Origin of the sequence: Nonomuraea sp. NPDC048892 (assembly GCF_040649735.1) — a bacterium.
Taxonomy (GTDB): Bacteria; Actinomycetota; Actinomycetes; order Streptosporangiales; family Streptosporangiaceae; genus Nonomuraea; species Nonomuraea maheshkhaliensis.
In genome coordinates this window covers 116,103-133,069 of sequence record NZ_JBEZFZ010000003.1, presented here as the reverse complement: position 1 = coordinate 133,069, position 16,967 = coordinate 116,103, and the positions used below count along the sequence as shown (strand labels likewise).

The 16,967-nt window shown below is 72.5% G+C and carries 15 protein-coding genes; 9 read left to right on the top strand and 6 right to left on the bottom strand.

Annotated features, from left to right (window positions below):
* Nucleotides 1-43 precede the first annotated feature (43 nt).
* The 4 genes from AB0C28_RS10380 to AB0C28_RS10365 all read right to left on the bottom strand — a co-directional run bounded on the left by AB0C28_RS10380 (nt 44) and on the right by AB0C28_RS10365 (nt 5,951).
* Nucleotides 44-2,908: a hypothetical protein gene (locus AB0C28_RS10380; protein WP_358073656.1), complete on the bottom strand. Its 2,865-nt coding sequence runs from the start codon at nt 2,906-2,908 to the stop codon at nt 44-46.
* An 83-nt stretch (nt 2,909-2,991) separates the two neighbouring features.
* Complete coding sequence (locus tag AB0C28_RS10375) at nt 2,992-3,921, bottom strand: PfkB family carbohydrate kinase (RefSeq protein WP_357844919.1); 930 nt, start codon at nt 3,919-3,921, stop codon at nt 2,992-2,994.
* The gene (locus AB0C28_RS10370) at nt 3,918-4,844 is read right to left on the bottom strand and encodes a pseudouridine-5'-phosphate glycosidase (RefSeq protein ID WP_358073655.1); all 927 of its coding nucleotides are present in this window, start codon (nt 4,842-4,844) and stop codon (nt 3,918-3,920) included. Before AB0C28_RS10370 ends, AB0C28_RS10375 begins: the two co-directional genes overlap by 4 nt.
* 120 nt (nt 4,845-4,964) lie before the next feature.
* Complete coding sequence (locus tag AB0C28_RS10365) at nt 4,965-5,951, bottom strand: putative sulfate exporter family transporter (protein ID WP_358073654.1); 987 nt, start codon at nt 5,949-5,951, stop codon at nt 4,965-4,967.
* A 259-nt stretch (nt 5,952-6,210) separates the two neighbouring features.
* On the opposite strand from AB0C28_RS10365, the gene AB0C28_RS10360 reads away from it, so the two are divergent.
* The 3 genes from AB0C28_RS10360 to AB0C28_RS10350 all read left to right on the top strand — a co-directional run bounded on the left by AB0C28_RS10360 (nt 6,211) and on the right by AB0C28_RS10350 (nt 9,623).
* On the top strand, nt 6,211-7,101 hold the full coding sequence (locus tag AB0C28_RS10360; RefSeq protein ID WP_358073653.1) for a LysR substrate-binding domain-containing protein: 891 nt from the start codon (nt 6,211-6,213) through the stop codon (nt 7,099-7,101).
* Nucleotides 7,102-7,510: 409 nt separating this feature from the next.
* On the top strand, nt 7,511-9,016 hold the full coding sequence (locus AB0C28_RS10355; protein ID WP_358073652.1) for an NAD(P)/FAD-dependent oxidoreductase: 1,506 nt from the start codon (nt 7,511-7,513) through the stop codon (nt 9,014-9,016).
* A 148-nt stretch (nt 9,017-9,164) separates the two neighbouring features.
* Entirely contained in the window at nt 9,165-9,623 is a 459-nt protein-coding gene (locus AB0C28_RS10350; protein WP_358073651.1) for a VOC family protein, read from the top strand.
* A gap of 129 nt (nt 9,624-9,752) precedes the next feature.
* Here the strand turns inward: AB0C28_RS10350 and AB0C28_RS10345 are convergent, their stop codons facing one another.
* Nucleotides 9,753-10,310: a helix-turn-helix domain-containing protein gene (locus AB0C28_RS10345; protein WP_357844936.1), complete on the bottom strand. Its 558-nt coding sequence runs from the start codon at nt 10,308-10,310 to the stop codon at nt 9,753-9,755.
* 84 nt (nt 10,311-10,394) lie between these two features.
* Here AB0C28_RS10345 and AB0C28_RS10340 point away from each other — a divergent pair, with 84 nt between their 5' ends.
* From AB0C28_RS10340 to AB0C28_RS10315, 6 genes are all read left to right on the top strand, one after another.
* Complete coding sequence (locus AB0C28_RS10340; RefSeq protein ID WP_357844939.1) at nt 10,395-11,597, top strand: cytochrome P450; 1,203 nt, start codon at nt 10,395-10,397, stop codon at nt 11,595-11,597.
* Between the two features lie 88 nt (nt 11,598-11,685).
* Complete coding sequence (locus AB0C28_RS10335) at nt 11,686-12,384, top strand: response regulator transcription factor (RefSeq protein ID WP_346113975.1); 699 nt, start codon at nt 11,686-11,688, stop codon at nt 12,382-12,384.
* Nucleotides 12,381-13,778 carry a HAMP domain-containing sensor histidine kinase gene (locus AB0C28_RS10330; protein ID WP_358073650.1) on the top strand — a complete coding sequence of 466 codons (1,398 nt, stop codon included), beginning with the start codon at nt 12,381-12,383 and terminating at the stop codon, nt 13,776-13,778. Before AB0C28_RS10335 ends, AB0C28_RS10330 begins: the two co-directional genes overlap by 4 nt.
* 69 nt (nt 13,779-13,847) lie before the next feature.
* Complete coding sequence (locus AB0C28_RS10325; protein WP_357844946.1) at nt 13,848-14,681, top strand: ATP-binding cassette domain-containing protein; 834 nt, start codon at nt 13,848-13,850, stop codon at nt 14,679-14,681.
* Nucleotides 14,678-15,628 (top strand): ABC transporter permease, encoded by a 951-nt coding sequence (locus AB0C28_RS10320; RefSeq protein WP_357844949.1) that lies wholly within the window; start codon nt 14,678-14,680, stop codon nt 15,626-15,628. The genes AB0C28_RS10325 and AB0C28_RS10320 overlap by 4 nt, the downstream gene beginning before the upstream one ends.
* 22 nt (nt 15,629-15,650) lie before the next feature.
* A complete protein-coding gene (locus AB0C28_RS10315) occupies nt 15,651-16,610 on the top strand; it encodes an ABC transporter substrate-binding protein (RefSeq protein ID WP_358073649.1) in 960 nt (319 codons plus the stop codon).
* A gap of 21 nt (nt 16,611-16,631) precedes the next feature.
* Here AB0C28_RS10315 and AB0C28_RS10310 read toward each other — a convergent pair whose 3' ends face one another.
* A complete protein-coding gene (locus AB0C28_RS10310; protein ID WP_357844955.1) occupies nt 16,632-16,898 on the bottom strand; it encodes a hypothetical protein in 267 nt (88 codons plus the stop codon).
* Between the last annotated feature and the right edge of the window lie 69 nt (nt 16,899-16,967).

Here is a 16,967-nt window from a genome sequence, read left to right as displayed (position 1 = left end):
TGGAGGCCGGGGCCCGCCGTTGAGACGTGGCGAGCCGGTGGGGTCAGCCGGTCAGCTGGGCTTCGAGGCGATAGCCGTCCACGGTGACGTAGACCTGGTCGCCCGGGCGGGCGTTCAGGCGCATGAGGACCGGCTGCAGGGAGTCGAAGACCGGCTGGTGGCCCTGCCAGACCAGGACGATGGCGTTGTCGCCGGGGCCCGTCACCGACAGCAGGGTGCCGGGACGCATGCCCAGCTGGGCCGCGTACCCCTCCGGCACCGGCACCGGGCCGCCCCTGAGGTGTTCGGGGGTGACCTCGATGCGCTGCCAGCGGCGCGGGTCGGAGGACGGTCCCGGCAGTGGCGGCGGCGGGGTGGCGGGGGCGCCCGCCAGGCCGGGGAGCATGGGGGAGCGGCCGCCCGAGAGCGCCGACAGGGTGGCCAGCGCGGCGGAGGGGTCGATGGCTCCGGCGGTCGTCGCCGACGGGATGGGCTGGCCACCCCGGTGGTGGTGGCCGTTGGCTCCAGGGGTACGCCGGGGCAGCGGCTGGGCCGGGGACGAGGCGGCGGCCACCGGGTCGGGGCCGGTCTCCGGTGGCAGCGCGTCGAGCCATGCCTTGGCGGAATGGGCGCGGATGCCCAGTTCGCCCATGAGCTCCACGAGGTCGGTGTCGGGCGGGCTGGCCGCCAGGAGCTGCCTCGTACGGCTCTGCAGCCCGTGCAGGTCGCCCACCACGAGCCAGCCGTCCTGGAAGCGGCGGTCCGGCATGAGCGTCACCAGGACGCGCCAGAGCGGCGTGCGCAGCGACGGGACCGTCACCGGGTGCGCCGGGTCGGCGCCGATGAGCTGATCCTCGGTGGCCGCCGCGCCCAGCCACTCGGTCAGGCGGAACATGTGGCCGGTGACCGGGGCGGACTCGGAGGAACGCAGCCAGTGCAGGACGCGCTCCTCGGCGGTGCGCTGGGCCTGCGAGAGCGCGTCCCGCTCGACGAGCATCTTGTGGGCGAGCGTACGGAGACTGACCGGGTCCTCGGCGAACAGCCGGTGCACGGCCACCGCCAGCTCCAGCTTGTCCAGACTGCGGAACAGGTTGTCCACGACGCGGACCATCGCGTGGTCGGTGTCGGAGGGGACCGGGCTGGGAGCCGAGTAGGAGGGGGTGGAGGCCGGCGGAGCGGAAGGGGCGGCGGCGGGAGTGCCCGCGGGGGCCGCAGGGGTTCCCGCGGCCGCGCGGGCGCTCGCTCCGGGGATTCCGGCTCCGGGGGTGCCGGCCGGGGGAAGCCCGGCGACGGGGTTTCCCGCCCCGGAGAGGCCGGCGGCGGGGTTGGCGGCTCCGGCCGTTCCCGCGCCCGCGTTCCCAGGGGCCGCCGCGCCAGGTGTTCCGGGGGCTCCAGAAGTCCCAGCGGCGGGGACTCCGGTGCCGGGAACGGGCGGGATCGAGCCGGTGTGCGGGCCGCCGCTGCCCGGGTGCGGGCCGTTGCCGGCCGGGCCGGCGGCGGACGGGGCCGCGGGGCCGCCGGTGTCAGGGCGGCCGGCCTGCGGGCCCGCGGGGCGCTGCGGAAGGCGTTCGGACTGGCCGGGCGCGGGGCGCTGCGGCAGGCCGCCCTCGCCCGCGAACCCCTGACGCGGGCTCGCGCCGCTCTGCGGCTGCGCCGAGAACGAGCCCGTCTGAGGCTGCGCGGAGAACGAGCCGGTCGAGCGCGAAGGGTTGTCGGAGGACGACGGCCCCGGGAAGGCGCCGCTCTGGCGGGCGTTGCCTTCCGAGGAGGGTACGGCGGGGAAAGAGCCCGTCTGAGGCGGTTTGCCCTCTGAAGACGGCACGGCGGGGAACGAGCCGGTGTGGCGCCGGTCCTTGTCCCGGCCGGGCACGGCAGGGAAGGAACCGGTGTGGCGCTGGTTGCCCGCGGAAGAGGGCGGCGCGGGGAAGAGGCTCTGGCGCGGACTGCTCTCCGAGGAGGGCACGGCCGGGAAGGAGCCCGTCTGACGCTGGTTGCCCTCCGAGGACGGCGGCGCGGGGAAGGCGCCGGACTGGCGCCGGTCGTCGCCCTGGCCGGGTGCGGCGGGGAACGAGCCCGTCTGAGGCGAGGTGCCCTCGGCGGCGGAGAAGGACCCGGTCGGGCTGTCGGTGGAGGTCGGCGCTGGGAAGACGCCCTGCTGGCGGGAGTTGCCCTCAGAAGACGGCACCGCGGGGAAGGACCCGGTGGAGCGGGGGCCGCTGTCTGCCGCCGACGGCACGGGGAAGGCGCCGCTCTGGCCGGGCGCGGGCCGGCGGAGGTCGCCCTGCCCCTGCCCCTGCCCGGCGAACGGGCCGGTCGGCTGAGGGCCGCTCGGGTTGGCCTCGGACGGGGTGAAGGCGCTGCGCGGCTGCGGCGTGCCGTCGGGCCCGACCGCGGGAAAGGTGCCCGTGCCACGAGAGGTGCCCGTGCCACGAGAGGTGACGGGCATCTGGTCACGCTGCAGCGGCCGGGTGACCTCGGGATGGCCCGCGGCGACCGGAATCTCGCGATGGGCGGGGATGCGGCCCAGGATCTCGCGCAGGACCGAGCCGATCACGACCTCGGGCGTGGCCGACGGGGTGCCCAGGTCACTGGGCGACAGGCGGCGCAGCCGCTGCCAGCCGCCGAGACCGGTGACGGCGGTGCGGGTGGCCTCGGACCACCCGGGCAGCGCGGGGTCGATGTGGTGAACGGTCAGCGCGGGCAGCAGGTCGGCCAGCGGCAGGTGATCCCAGCGGGCGGCGGCCAGCTTGGCCAGGCGCTCGCAGATCCAGTCGAGCCCGGCGGTGCCGAGCGCCTTCGACAGCGGCAGGGAGGACCACCACCCCGCCGGCAGGCGCGGATCGCCCAACGCCTCGGCCACCTGCTGAGGGCGGCTCCAACGCAGCGCAGGGATGAGGTCGCTCAGGCAGATCGATGACTCGACTTCCATCGGCGGACCTTATCCTCCCCAGTGAGCCGCGTGTGCTGCCCGTAACGCATGTGGCTAATGGTGCAAGCCTACGCGGCAAGCTATCAATCAGTGTGAATAGGGTAAAGACGGTTCAGATCCAAACCGTACCGTGGACGGCCCCCCACCTGGGCCACACATGCGGCACCGGCACGGCAGCCGGCCTCCAGCGCGGCCTGTTCGGCGGAGCCGAGCAGAGTGGCGGCGAGGAACCCGGCGGCGAAGGCGTCACCCGCCCCCGTCGAGTCCACGACCTCGGCGGACACACCTTCCGCGGTCGCCACCACCTCTCCGTCGACGGCCGCCAGTGCTCCGCCGGCGCCGAGCTTCACGACCGCTGTGCCGTATGTCTCACTCAAGAGTACGGCCGCCCGCGTGGCCGTCGCCGCCCCACTGAGCAAAAGGGCCTCGTCGAGATTGGGGATGACCAGCCCGGCCGGTGCCGTCTCGCGGATGAAACGTTCGACGCCGAAGTCGCGCAGCGGGCCCGTGGAGGCCGGATCGACGCTGATCGCCACGCCCGCCGCCGCCGCGTCCGCCATCGCCCGCCTGGCCAGGCGCAGCCCGGCCTCGGCGAACAGCACGTATCCGGACAGGTGCAGCATGGCGACGCCGTCGAGCAGGGACGGATCCCAGTCGGCCTCGGAGATCAGGCCGGCGGCGCCGCGGTTGGTGAGCATCGAGCGTTCGCCGCTCTTGTCCACCATCGCGATCACCACCGCCGTGGGGTGCGCCGGGTCCACGGCGAAGTGCGGGGTGACGCCCGTCTTGATGAGCTCGGTGGCGTGCCACTCGCTGCTGTCGTAGCCGAGCCTGGCCAGCAGGTGGACCTCGGCGCCCAAAGAGGCGGCCCAGGCGGCGGTGTTCGCGCCCGAGCCGCCGGGACGCAGCACGATGTCGGCCGCCGTGTCGGTGCCCGCCGTGACGGGTGCGCCGTGCCTGGCCACGACGTCGGTGACCACGTCGCCGATGACGAGCAGGGCGCCGTCCGTCACGATCGGGCCCAGGACAGGGCGATCTGGGCGGCCAGGGCGGTGTTTCCGCGTACGGCGGCCAGGTTGGCCTCCAACGACGCGCCGCCGGTGCCGTCCACCAGGTAGCCGAGCAGGAACGGGGTGATCGCCTGTCCCTTGACGCCCTCACGCTCGGCGGCGGCCAGCGCCTCGCCGAGCACGCGGTCGTGCAGCTCGGGGTCGAGCTGCTGATCCTCGGGGACCGGGTTGGCCACGATGAGGGCGCTGTCCGCGCCGCCGAGCGCGTCCTGGCCGCGCATGATGGCCGCCGCGTCGCCGGGCGACTCGATCCGCCACTCGATCGGCTGGCCGGAGGAGTGCAGGTAGAAGCCGGGGAAGTAGTCGGTACGGAAGCCCACCACGCTCACGCCCCGCGTCTCCAGCCGCTGCAGCGTGGCCGGCACGTCGAGGATCGACTTGACCCCGGCGCAGACGACGGTGATGCGGGTGGCGGCGAGTGTACCGAGATCAGCGGACTCGTCCTGGTCCTCGACCCAGCCGCGGTGCACGCCGCCGAGCCCGCCGGTGGCGAAGACGCGGATGCCGGCGCGGGCGGCCAGGAAGGACGTGGCCGACACGGTGGTGGCGCCGCTGGCCTTCAGCGCCGCCGCCACGGGCAGGTCGCGCTGGCCCAGCTTGCGCAGCCCCGACTCGGTCGCGATGCGCTCAAGCTCGACCTCGTTCAGGCCGATGCGGGGCACGCCGTCGAGCACGGCGATCGTGGCCGGCACGGCGCCCGCCGCGCGTACGACACCCTCCAGTTCCCGCGCCACCTCCAGGTTGCGCGGCTGCGGCAGCCCGTGGGAGATGATCGTGGACTCCAGGGCCACGACCGGCGCGCCGCTTGCCAGGGCCTCGGCGACCTCGTCGGACGGCCGCAGAAGGGAGTCGGTGGTGCTGCGCATGGTGAGTTTCGTGCTCCTTGTGTGGTCCTTGGCCCTGACATAGGAGGAACGGCCGTTTTCACGGGATTTGTTCCGAACCGAGCAGCGTACGGGCACCCGGCCCGGCCGTCCACCTGAGGATCACACGAGAACCGCGACCCCCGCCAGGGACGTGGCCGCGATGATCGCCGTGGCGAACCCGCCGAGCAGCGCCGCCCGGCCTCCCCTGGCCAGTTTCCGCAGGTCGATGCCGGTGCCGAGACCGAACAGGGCGGCGGCCATGAGCACGTTCGTCAGCGCGGGAACGGCCGCCGTGATCGCCTCGGGCACCAGCCCGGTGCCGCGGAGCAGCACCATCGCGAGGAACGCGGCCACGAACAGCGGCACGATCGGCGGCCTCGCCCCGGCCTTCCGCTCGTTCGCCCCGCCGAGCCGCTGGTCGTGCGCCCCGAGCCGCCGGTCGTGTGTCCCGCGCCGCAGGTAGGACGTCAGGGCCACGATCGGGGCCAGCAGCACCACGCGCCCCAGTTTGACCGTCACTGCGCCGGCCAGCACTCCTGAGGCGGCGCCGATCGCGGCCACCTGCGCCACCTCGTGCACGGCGGCGCCCGTCCACACGCCGAGCTGCGCCGCCGACAGGCCCAGGAGCGAGCCCAGGAGGGGTACGAGGGGGATGGCCGCGGTCCCGTACAGGACCACGACCCCGAGCGCGCTCGCCGCGGCCTCGTCGTCGTCGGCCAGGCCGGCGCTCTCCCGCATGGCGGCGATCGCGGCGGCGCCACAGATGGACACCCCCGTCGCGATGAGCAGCGACGTGCCGGGGCTCACGCCGAGCGCGCGCCCAATGAGCTGGGTCGTGACGAACGTGAGCCCCGTCGCGACCGTCACGATCGCCAGCGTCCGCCAGCCGAGCCCGAGCACGTCGGGAAGGGCGATCTGCAGGCCGAGCAGGGCGATCGCGACGCGCAGCACCCGCCTGGAGACGAACGCGAGCCCGGGCCGGAACCGCGTGCCGATGCCCGTCAGGTTGGCCATGAGGGCGCCCGCGAGGACGGCGATGACGGCGGGGCTGAGCGCGGGGACGTACCGGTTGACGATCATCGACAGCGCCGTCGCGACGACCGCCACGAGAAGACCGGGCCACAGGAGCCGGGCGTTTTCCCGGACGGATGCCCAGGTCGTGATGCGGATCGCTGTGCGGACGGGTGCCCAGGCGGTCGCCCACCTGGTTCTCCGGGCGGATTGCTGGGTGGGTCGGGCGGTGGGCTCCTGCGCGATGGGTTCCTGAGCGGTGGGCTCCTGCGCGGTGGCGGGCATGATCTCAGTCTTCTGAGCGGCGGAAGCGGCCGGTAGCCACGCCTTGCCTGGGAGGTCATAGCCTGTGGCTATGAGTGTGCTGCCCGATCTCGACTCGCTGAAGCTCCTCGTCGACGTCGGCGAGCTGGGCAGCCTCGGGCGCGCCGCCAGGGCGGCGGGGATCGCGCAGCCGTCCGCCAGCAAGCGCGTCGCGCAGCTCGAACGCCGCCTCGGCCTGCCGCTGATCGAGCGTACGCCGCGCGGCTCCGCGCTCACCGCCGAGGGCAAGATGGTGGCCGGGTGGGCCGCGCAGGTGCTCGCCGCCGCGCAGGAGCTCATGCGGGCCGTCCAGGCCGTGCGCCACGGCGAGGCCGCCCATCTGCGGGTGGCCGCCAGCATGACGGTGGCCGAGTACCTGGTGCCGCGCTGGCTCGGCGAGCTGCAGAACCGGGAGCCCGACGTGCAGGTGGGTCTCGACGTGGTCAACTCCGCCGACGTGGCGGCGCGGGTGCTGGCCGGGGAGGTGGAACTGGGGTTCGTGGAGGGGCCCAGCGTGCCGGACGGGCTGGGTGAGAGGGTCGTGGGGACCGACCGGCTGGTGGTCGTGGTGGCGCCGGGGCATCCGTGGGCGCGCCGCCGTACGGCGCTGAGAGGTCCTGAGCTGGCCGCCACGCCCCTCGTGGTACGTGAGCCAGGCTCGGGCACCCGGGAGACGCTGGACGTCGCCTTCGGCGGCCTGCACCGCGCCAGCCCGCGGCTGGAACTGGGATCGAACTCGGCGGTCAAGGGCGCGGCCCAGGCGGGGGCGGCGCCGGCGGTGCTGAGCCGATACGCGGTGGAGGCCGATGTGGACACCGGGCGGCTGGTGGAGGTGCCGCTGGCGGGCATCAACCTGGTCAGAAGCCTGCGCGCGGTATGGCGACGCGGCCGAGCACTGACCGGCCCAGCCGCTACCCTCCTGTCAATAGCCGGCCGCCCCTGACATCGGTCGCCTCTGACGCCGCCCGCCCCCGCCCCGACCAGGCCCGCCCCTGACGCCGCAGGCCGGTGATGCCGCCCACCCGTGATGCCGGGCCGCCGGTGACACCAGGCGCCCGTGGCACCGGCCGACTTACCTCGACGCCGACTCCGTGACGCCGGCCCCGACTGGCCCCCACCCCGTGACCCCGATTCCGTGGCTCGGGCCCTCTGATTCCGGCCTCATCACCCCTGCCTCATCACCCCTGCCTCATCACCCCTGCCTCATCACCCCTGCCTCATCACCCCTGCCTCATCACCCCTGCCTCATCACCCCTGTCCGACGTCGGCTCTTGACGTCGGACAGGGGTGGGGGCCGGTGACGTCGGTCGTGGCGTTGACGAATGGTGTGGTTTGGGTCGTATGGTGCGGTGGTGAGTAGGTTCGACGTGGTCATCGCAGGCGGCGGGCACAATGGGCTGGTCGCGGCCGCCTATCTCGCCAAGGCCGGGCGCAGGGTGCTGGTGCTGGAGCGCTACGGCCACGTGGGCGGGCTGGCGATCTCCACGCGCGCCTTCTCCGGGGTCGACGTGCTCCTGTCGCGTTACTCCTACCTGGTCAGCCTCCTGCCCTCGGGCATCGTCCGCGACCTGGGGCTCGACCTGGAGCTGCGCCGCCGCCGGTACGCCTCCTACACGCCGCGAGGCGAGCGCGGCCTGCTCGTGGACAACGAGGACGACCTGCGTACGGCGGCCTCGTTCAGGGACGTCACCGGCGGCGAGGCCGACCACGAGGCGTGGCGGCGTTTCTACGGCATGGTCGGCGAGGTGGCGCGGGCCCTGGCCCCCACCCTGCTCGAACCCCTGCGCCCCCAGGCCGAGATCGAGCGCCTGGTCGGCGCCGAGGCGTGGCGTGACCTGTTCGCCCAGCCGATCGGCCGGACGGTGGACGAGCGGTTCGGTGACGACACCGTGCGCGGGGTCGTGCTCACCGACGCGCTGATCGGCACGTTCGCCGACCCCGACACCGATCTGCTGGCCAACCGGTGCTTCCTCTACCACGTGATCGGCGACGGCACCGGCGAGTGGAACGTCCCCGTCGGCGGCATGGGCGCGGTCTCCGGCGCGCTGGAGGCGGCGGCCAGGCGGGCGGGCGCCGAGATCAGGACCGGCGCCGAGATCGTCGGCATCGCGCCGACGGGCGAGGTCACGTACGTCGCCGAGGACGGCGAGCACACGGTGAACGGCGGCCACGTGCTGGTCAACCTGCCGCCGGCCGTGCTCGATAGGGTGCTGGGCCGCCCCGTGACGGTGCCGGAGGGCGCGCAGCTCAAGGTCAACATGGTGCTCACGCGGCTGCCCAGGCTCAAGGACGCCTCGGTGGACCCGCGGGCGGCCTTCAGCGGTACGTTCCACATCAACGAGGGACGTGGCCAGCTCGACACCGCGTACGCGCAGGCGGCGCGCGGCGAGATCCCTGAGCTGCCGCCGGCCGAGGTCTACTGCCATTCGCTGACGGACCCGTCGATCCTCGGTCCTGAGCTGCGGGGCCGCGCGGAGACGATGACGTTGTTCGGCCTGCACATGCCCGCCCGCCTTTTCCGGAAAAATCCGGAAAAGGCGCGGAAGATGGCTCTGGACGCCACCTTCGCCTCCATCAACACGGTCCTGGCCGAGCCCATCGAGGACTGCCTGCTCCGCGCCCCCGACGGCTCCCTCTGCGTCGAGGCCAAGTCGCCCGTCGACCTCGAACGCGACGCGGGCCTGCCCGGCGGCCACATCTTCCACACCGACCTGAGCTGGCCGTACGCGGAGGAGGGCGGCTGGGGCGTGGAGACCGAGCACGAGCGGATCCTCATGTGCGGCGCCGGCGCCCGCAGGGGCGGCGCGGTGAGCGGGATCGGCGGCCACAACGCCGCGATGGCCCTGCTGAGACGCTGAAGAACGCCCTTTCGCCGGTCTTGGTGCCTGCCGGCTGCTGGCAAGGGCTTATGAACCGGCCCGGGCCTCCGCCTCGATCGAGCCGGAGCGCCTGCGGCCCAGGACCCGTCCCGACCGTGAGCGGTAATTGTCGGACGGGTCCGGCAGGATGGTCGCCGTGATCTCTTATCAGCTGGTCATCGACTGTACGGAGCCGGAGCGGATGGCCCGGTTCTGGGCCGGCGCGCTGCGTTACGCGGTGGAGCCCCCGCCCGGCGCGTTCGCGACCTGGCGGGACTACTGGCGCAGTCTCGGCGTGCCGGAAGACGAGCTGGGCGAGGGCGACTGCAGCGACAGCATCGTCGATCCCGAGGGGCACGGGCCGAGGATCTGGTTTCAGCAGGTGCCCGAGGCCAAGGTGGTCAAGAACCGGTTTCACCTGGACGTGCAGGTGGGCGGCAGGCGGGAGGACGTGCCCCTGGAGATCAGGAAGGCGCGGGTGGACGCCGAGGTCGAACGGCTGGTCCAGGCGGGGGCGTCCGTCGTGCGGGTGCTGTCGCAGCCCGGGGTCGATCACTACGCGGTGGCGATGACGGATCCGGAGGGAAACGAGTTCGACGTGGTCTGACCCCTTCTCCGCACGTCGTCGTGGGTCTGACGCCGTGCCCCGCACGTCGTCACGGCTGTCCCGCGTCTTCGCCGTCGGGTCAGCGATGTCGCCGTCGGGTCGGCGATCAACCCCTCTGCCGGCAGGCTCTCAGTCGTCCGTGATGAGCTTGGTGGCCACCTCCAGCGCCACCGCCGTGCGTTCGGACTCCTCCAGCCCCAGGTCGAAGAGCGACGGCACGTTCCCGATGATCACCGCGAAGACCGCCAGCCTGGCCTCGAACTGCTTGACCGGGCCGGCGTCCGGCGTGGCCAGCAGTGACAGCATGCTCAGCACCCCGGCCTGCAGCCGCTCGCCGGCCGCGCTCTGCCGCATGATCCCCTGGTTCACCTGCGCGAACCTGAACAGCGGACGCCACTGGTCCTCCAGCAGCCCGGCGATGCGCCGCAGGATCTCCAGCCGGGCCTCGGCCGTCGCCGGCTGCTGCTTGGCCCAGGTCACCAGTTCCTCGATGGACTCCCCGAGCCGGTCCACCACGCTGGCGAGGATCGCCTCCTTCGTCCGGAAGTGGTAGTAGAGCGCCGGTCTGGTGATGTCCAGCCGCTCGGCCACCTCCTGCAGCGTGGTCTTCTCGTATCCGTGCTCGGCGAACAGCTCCAGCGCGACCTGCTGGATTCGCTCTCGTGTGTCCGTCCGCCGCCCGGCCATGCCACTCCCTCACTTGACGACCGGCCCAACATTGCTTACTTTCGCGTAAGTAAGCAATGCGGTCCGGCTTGTAGGGAGCAGACTATGGCTCAGCCCTTCCCTGTCCAGCGCACGTGCCCGTTCGCGCCCCCGCCCGAGTACGAGCGGATGCGCGAGCAGGCTCCCCTCGTCAAGGGCACGCTCTTCGGCGCCGACGTGTGGCTCGTCACCCGGCATGCCGAGGCCAAGCAGGTCCTGGCCGGCCCCGGCATCAGCACCAACCCGGCCACCCCCGGCCATCCCAGCGCCCCGCCCGAGGACGAGCAGACGACGCCGGAGGAGCGGGCGGCGCGGGAGAAGTTCACCGCCGGCCACTTCATCGACCTCGACCCGCCCGAGCACAGCAGGTTCCGGCGCCTGCTCATCCCCGAGTTCACCGTCAGGCGGATGAGGGAGCTGCGGCCCGGCATCCAGCGGATCGCGGACGAGCTCATCGACGACCTGCTCGCCAAGGGCCCCGAGGCCGACCTGGTGGAGGCGTACGGGCTGGCGCTGCCGTCCCTCGTCATCTGCCAGTTGCTCGGGGTCCCGTACGCCGACCGCGAGCTCTTCCAGTCGCGGACCAGAAAGATGGTCTCCTCCATCGACGATCCGCAGGCCCGCATGGCCGCGGCGATGGACATCCGCGACTACCTCGACACGCTGATCACCTCCATGGCCGAGCAGCCGGGAGACGACCTGTTCGGGCGGCTGATCGCCGGCGGCGCGCTCACCCATGACGAGCTCGTGGGCGTGGCCTTCCTGCTGCTCGTCGCCGGTCACGAGACCACCGCGAACATGATCCCGCTGTCCGCGCTCACCCTGCTGCGCCATCCGGAACAGCTCGCCGTGCTGCGCGCCGACCCGTCGGGCTGGCCCGCGGCGGTTGACGAACTGCTGCGTTACCTGTCGATCGTGGACTGGGTGGCGTTCGACCGGGTCAGCACCGAGGACCAGGTGATCGGCGGGCAGCAGGTGAAGAAGGGCGAGGGCATCTACGTGCTCGGCGCCAGCGCCAACAGGGACGAGCGGGCGTTCGAGCGGCCCGACGCGTTCGACCCCGGGCGCGGCGCCAACCACCACGTGGCCTTCGGCTACGGCGTGCACCAGTGCCTGGGCCAGAACCTGGCGCGGGCCGAGCTGGAGATCGCCCTGCGCACGTTGTTCGAGCGCGTGCCGGGGCTGCGGGTCACGATGGCCGACGAGGAGCTGCCCGCCAAGTACGATGGAGCCATCTTCGGTCTCACGGCGATGCCCGTCACGTGGTGACCTGTCGGCGAATCCCTCATCGACTCCTCATGAAGCCGGTGTGAGATCCTTCATCGCGTTCTCATGATGACCCCTTAGTTTTTCTTATATGAACGAGCCCGCACGGTTGCTGGTAGTGGACGACGAGCCCGCCTTGCGCGAGGCCCTGCAGTCGAGCCTGGAGTTCGAGGGCTACAAGGTCGTCACCGCCGTCGACGGGCAGGAGGCGCTCGACGCCGTCGCCACGGACTCCTTCGACGCGGTGCTGCTCGACGTCATGATGCCCCGGCTCGACGGGCTGACCGCGTGCCGCAGGCTGCGCGCGTCCGGCAACCACATCCCCGTGCTCATGCTCACCGCTCGCGACGCGGTCGGCGACCGGGTGTCGGGGCTCGACGCGGGCGCCGACGACTACCTCGTCAAGCCGTTCGAGCTGGACGAGCTGCTGGCCCGGGTGCGCGCCCTGCTGCGGCGGGGCGCGCTCAGCGCGGGCACCCCCGAGGGTGACTCGCTCTCCTACGGCGACCTGCGGATGGACCCGTCGACCAGGGAGGTCACCCGCGGCGAGCGCAGGCTCGACCTGACCAGGACCGAATACCTGCTGATGGAGCTGTTCCTGGCCCATCCGCGCCAGGTGCTGACCCGCGACCAGATCCTCAGCGAGGTGTGGGGCTTCGACTTCGAGCCGACTTCCAACTCCCTCGACGTCTACGTGATGTACCTGCGGCGCAAGACCGAGGCCGGCGGCGAGCCGCGGGTGATCCACACCGTGCGCGGGGTGGGGTACGTGCTGCGGGCCACGGCGTGAGAACCGGCCGCCTGCGCGCGCGGGTGGCCGGCCTGGCCACCCGCGGCAGCCTGCGCACCCGCCTGACGCTCCTGGTCACGGTGGCCGTGGCGGTGGCCATCGCGATGTGCGCGGCGCTGTCGTACGTCATCCTGGCGGACCGGCTGCGCGGCAACCTCGACATGACCATCAAAGCGTCGGTGGACCAGGGCGACAAGAAGTGGCTCATGGAGCACTGCTCGTCCGACGGCACGCCGGGCCCGTTCGCCGACGGGTTGGCCACGCTGCTCTTCAAGGACGGCACCACCTGCTCGGTCGGCCCCTCGCCCATCCTGGCCGACTACGAGCAGGACAAAGAGGCCTTCGAGCCGTGCGAGCCCGTCTACCGCTACGGCGAGACGCGCGACGGCAAGCGGGTCCGGGTGGTGACGGTGCACTTCAAACCCGGCGTCGCCGTCATGGAGGCCAGACCGTACGGGCACATCGAGCGGACGAAACGCATCGCCGCCCTCACGCTCGGCGGCATCACCGCGCTGGGCGTGCTCGGCGCGGCCTGGGCCGGGCTCGCGATCTCCCGTGCCGCGCTGCGCCCGGTCGGCGACCTGACCCGGGCGGTCGAGCACATCGCGCAGACCGAGGACCTCGGCACCCGCATCCCCGTCACGGGCACCGACGAGATCGCCCGCCTGTCCTCCTCGTTCAACGCCATGACCGCCGCCCTGGCCGGATCGAGGGATCGCCAGAAACAGCTGGTCGCCGACGCCGGCCACGAGCTGCGCACCCCGCTCACGACCCTGCGCACCAACATCGACCTGCTGCTGCGCAGCGAGCAGACCGGCCGCAGCCTCGATCCAGGCGCCAAGGAGCGCCTGCTGATCAACGTCAAGGCGCAGTTCGCCGAGCTGTCCACGCTCGTGGCCGACCTGCTCCAGCTCGCCAGGGGCGACAGCGACCACGAGCCGCACGTCGAGCTGGGGCTGCACGAGGTCGTCACCGCCGCCGTGGAACGCGCCAGGCTGCGCGGGGCCGAGGTCGCCACCGACCTCCAGCCCTGGTACGTCGTGGGCAGCGCCTCCTCGCTCGAACGCGCCGTGCTCAACCTCATCGACAACGCCGCCAAGTTCAGCCCCGGCGGCCAGGTCGAGGTGAGGCTGAGCGACGGGCGCCTGACCGTCCGCGACCACGGGCCAGGGCTGCCGGAGGAGGAGCTTCCGCACGTCTTCGAGCGGTTCTGGCGCTCCCCGTCGGCCCGCGGGCTGCCGGGGTCGGGGCTGGGGCTGGCGATCGTGGCCCAGGCCGTCGGCGAGGCCGGGGGCGAGGTACGCCTGGCCAACGCGCCCGGTGGCGGGGCGATCGCGACCGTGGACCTGCCGGGAAGCCCGGATCGCCGCGCGGAGCCGGGCACCCCGCTCTGAGCCCCGGGCGTGCCCTTTCGGGCGCGGATGGGGGTTGACAACGATGTCAATGCGTTTCTTGATGGTCATATGGCCGTACCGCTGATCGACGCCCGCGGGATCGTGAAGAGCTACGGGCAGGTCGAGGCGTTGCGGGGAGCGGACTTCAGCCTGCATCGGGGCGAGGTCGTCGCGCTCATCGGCGACAACGGGGCCGGCAAGTCCACGCTGGCGAAGATCCTGTCCGGGGCCGAGCGGCCCGACGGCGGGACGATCGCGCTCGATGGCGAGAGCGTCGCCTTCGGGACCGTGGAGGAGGCCAGGGCGGCCGGGATCGAGACCGTCTACCAGGACCTCGCGCTGTGCGCCGACCTCAGCCCCGCCGCCAACTTCTTCCTCGGCAGGGAACGGCTCCGGCCGGGGCTGCTCGGGCTGCTCGGCGTGCTGGACAACGCCCGGATGCGGCGGGAGACCCTGGAGGCGTGCGAACGGCTCGGGGTGCGGCTGGCCTCGATGAGCGCGCCGGTGTCGGCGCTGTCCGGTGGGCAGCGGCAGGGGGTGGCCGTGGCCAGGGCCGCGACGTGGGCGCGGCGGGTGGTGTTCATGGACGAGCCCACCGCGGCGCTGGGCGTGCTGCAGACGCGGCGGGTGCTCGACCTGATCAGGAGCGTCCGGGACGCGGGCGTGTCCGTCGTGCTGATCAGCCACAACATGCAGGACGTGATGGCGGTGTCCGACCGGGTCGAGGTGTTGCGGCTGGGGCGGCGGGTGGCCGCCTTCGAGACCGGCCGGGCGTCGATGGAGGAACTCGTCGGCGCCATGACCGGCGCCATGGAACAGGACGAGCAGAACGGGCGGGACGAGACGTCCGCACAGGGCGGGGCCGCGGAGGCGGCGGACGAGCGGCGGGAGGGGCGGGCATGAAGGCGGTGCGTGAGCTGGGCCGGCTGCAGATCGTGTGGATCGGGCTGGTGCTGGCCGGGCTGCTCGTGGCCTTCTCCGTGCTGGCCCCCGGCTCCTTCCCCACGTCGTTCAACCTGCTCAACCTGGTCAGCGACGCGGCCATCCTGCTGCTGCTGGCCACCGGGATGACGTTCGTGATCGTCACGGCGGGGATCGACCTGTCGGTGGGCGGCGTGCTGGTCTTCTCCGCCGTGGTGGCGGCCAAGGTCATTGAGGGGACGGGGTCGCTGACGCTCGGAGCGGTGGCCGGGGTGGTCACCGGGCTGGGGTGGGGCGTGCTGAACGGCGTCCTCGTGGCGCTTGGACGCATCCCCGCGCTGATCGTCACCCTGGGGACGCTGGGCATGTCGCTGGGCGGGGCGCTGCTGCTGACGGGCGGGGTGGACCTGCGCGCGCCGACCGAGCTGAACCTGGGGCTGGGCCTCGCGCGCTGGCTCGGGGTGCCGTTGATCGTGTGGGTGTGCGCCGCCATCACCGCCGTCGCGGGGCTGGCGCTCGCCTTCACGCGCTTCGGGCGGCACACGTACGCGATCGGCTCGAACGCCGAGGCGGCCCGGCGCGGCGGCGTGGCCGTGCGCGGGCATCTGATCAAGGTGTACGGGCTGGCGGGGCTGCTGGCCGGGCTGGCGGGCTACCTGTCGCTGGCCAAGTACGGCATCACCGGCGTGTCCGCGCACTCCACCGACAACCTCCAGTCCATCGCCGCCGTGGTGATCGGCGGCACGTCGCTGTTCGGCGGCGTCGGCACGGTAGCGGGGACGGTCATCGGGGTTTTCATCCCCGTCGTGCTCCAGAACGGGTTCCAGATCCTCGGCGTGCGGCCGTTCTGGCAGCAGGTGGTGGTGGGCGCCGTGCTCGTCGCCGCCGTGTACGTGGACCAGTGGAGGCGCAGGGCCCGCGATCAGTAGCAAGGCGACAGGAGGCACCACCATGCGCAAGGCGATGGCCGTACTCGGGACGCTGATGTTGATCACCGCGTGTGGCGGCGGCGGGGGCGGTGGTGGAACCGACCAGGTCAGGGTGACGCTCGTGCAGGGCCTGGCGGGGGAGGAGTTCTACGAGACCATGGCGTGCGGCGCGCGGGCCAAGGCCCAGGAGCTCGGGGTGGCGCTGGACGTGCAGGGGCCGCAGAAGTTCGATCCCACGCTGCAGACTCCGATCGTGAACTCGGTCGTCGCGGGCAAGCCCGACGCCCTGCTGATCGCGCCGACCGACGTCAAGGCGATGATCGCGCCGCTGACCCAGGCCAAACAGCAGGACATCAAGATCATCCTGGTGGACACGGTGGTCGAGGACCAGAGCATCGGGCTCTCGCGGATCAGCACGGACAACGTCAAGGGCGGCGCGGCGGCGGCGAAGGCGCTGTCGGAGCAGATCGGCGGCAAGGGCAAGGTGCTGGTGATCTCGACCGATCCCGGGGTGAGCACCGTGGACGCGCGGATCAAGGGGTTCGAGGACGAGATCAAGGCGAACCACGCGGGGGTCGGCTACCTCGGGGTGCAGTACTCGCACAACGACGTCGGCGAGGCGTCCAGGATCGTGAACGCGGCCCTGGCCAAGGACACCGACCTGGCGGGCATCTTCGCGGCCAACCTCAACTCGGCCACCGGCGCCGGGTCGGCCCTGCAGCAGGCGGGCAAGCTGGGTGAGGTCAAGATGGTGGGCTTCGACGCGGGGCCGGCCCAGGTCAAGCAGCTCAAGGACGGTGTCGTCCAGGCGCTGATCGCTCAGCTGCCCGGTGAGATCGGGGCGAAGGGGGTCGAGCAGGCGGTCGCGGCGGTCAAGGGACAGCAGGTCACGCCGTCGATCCCGACCGACGCCACGATCGTGACGGCGCAGAACGTGGACCAGCCCGAGGTGCAGAAGGTGCTCTACAAAGCCGGCTGCTGACCCGGCGCCAGAGCGACGGTCTCAGGCGGGGAGAGCGGCCAGGAGGAAGGCGAGGCGGGCGGCGGCGGACTCGACGTCCGCCGCCGTGCCCAGGCGATAACCCCACGAGGTGATGAACGCTCCCTCGTCGGAGCAGGTCACGGTCTCGGCGAGGGTGGCCGAGAAACGGTTGCGGACCGACACGTACGCCGGGTCGCTGGCCAACGCGAGGCTCTGGACGGCCAGGTCGGCGTGCCGACCGGCGTGCCAGGCGAACCGCTCGAGGCAGAGCGCGGTATCGAGCATCATGCGTCACCTCCGCAACGTCTCGCGACAGAATTGCACGATCTTGTGGTGGGAGGCAAGCAATTGCTGCGG

What these genes read in the sequence shown, in the direction of transcription:
- AB0C28_RS10360 (WP_358073653.1), top strand. Translation starts at nt 6,211, where the DNA reads ATGAGTGTGCTGCCCGATCTCGACTCGCTGAAGCTCCTCGTCGACGTC.
- AB0C28_RS10320 (WP_357844949.1), top strand. Translation starts at nt 14,678, where the DNA reads ATGAAGGCGGTGCGTGAGCTGGGCCGGCTGCAGATCGTGTGGATCGGG.
- AB0C28_RS10325 (WP_357844946.1), top strand. Translation starts at nt 13,848, where the DNA reads ATGGCCGTACCGCTGATCGACGCCCGCGGGATCGTGAAGAGCTACGGG.
- AB0C28_RS10350 (WP_358073651.1), top strand. Translation starts at nt 9,165, where the DNA reads ATGGTCGCCGTGATCTCTTATCAGCTGGTCATCGACTGTACGGAGCCG.
- AB0C28_RS10310 (WP_357844955.1), bottom strand. Translation starts at nt 16,898, where the DNA reads ATGATGCTCGATACCGCGCTCTGCCTCGAGCGGTTCGCCTGGCACGCC.
- AB0C28_RS10315 (WP_358073649.1), top strand. Translation starts at nt 15,651, where the DNA reads ATGCGCAAGGCGATGGCCGTACTCGGGACGCTGATGTTGATCACCGCG.
- AB0C28_RS10370 (WP_358073655.1), bottom strand. Translation starts at nt 4,844, where the DNA reads ATGCGCAGCACCACCGACTCCCTTCTGCGGCCGTCCGACGAGGTCGCC.
- AB0C28_RS10340 (WP_357844939.1), top strand. Translation starts at nt 10,395, where the DNA reads ATGGCTCAGCCCTTCCCTGTCCAGCGCACGTGCCCGTTCGCGCCCCCG.
- AB0C28_RS10380 (WP_358073656.1), bottom strand. Translation starts at nt 2,908, where the DNA reads ATGGAAGTCGAGTCATCGATCTGCCTGAGCGACCTCATCCCTGCGCTG.
- AB0C28_RS10345 (WP_357844936.1), bottom strand. Translation starts at nt 10,310, where the DNA reads ATGGCCGGGCGGCGGACGGACACACGAGAGCGAATCCAGCAGGTCGCG.
- AB0C28_RS10335 (WP_346113975.1), top strand. Translation starts at nt 11,686, where the DNA reads ATGAACGAGCCCGCACGGTTGCTGGTAGTGGACGACGAGCCCGCCTTG.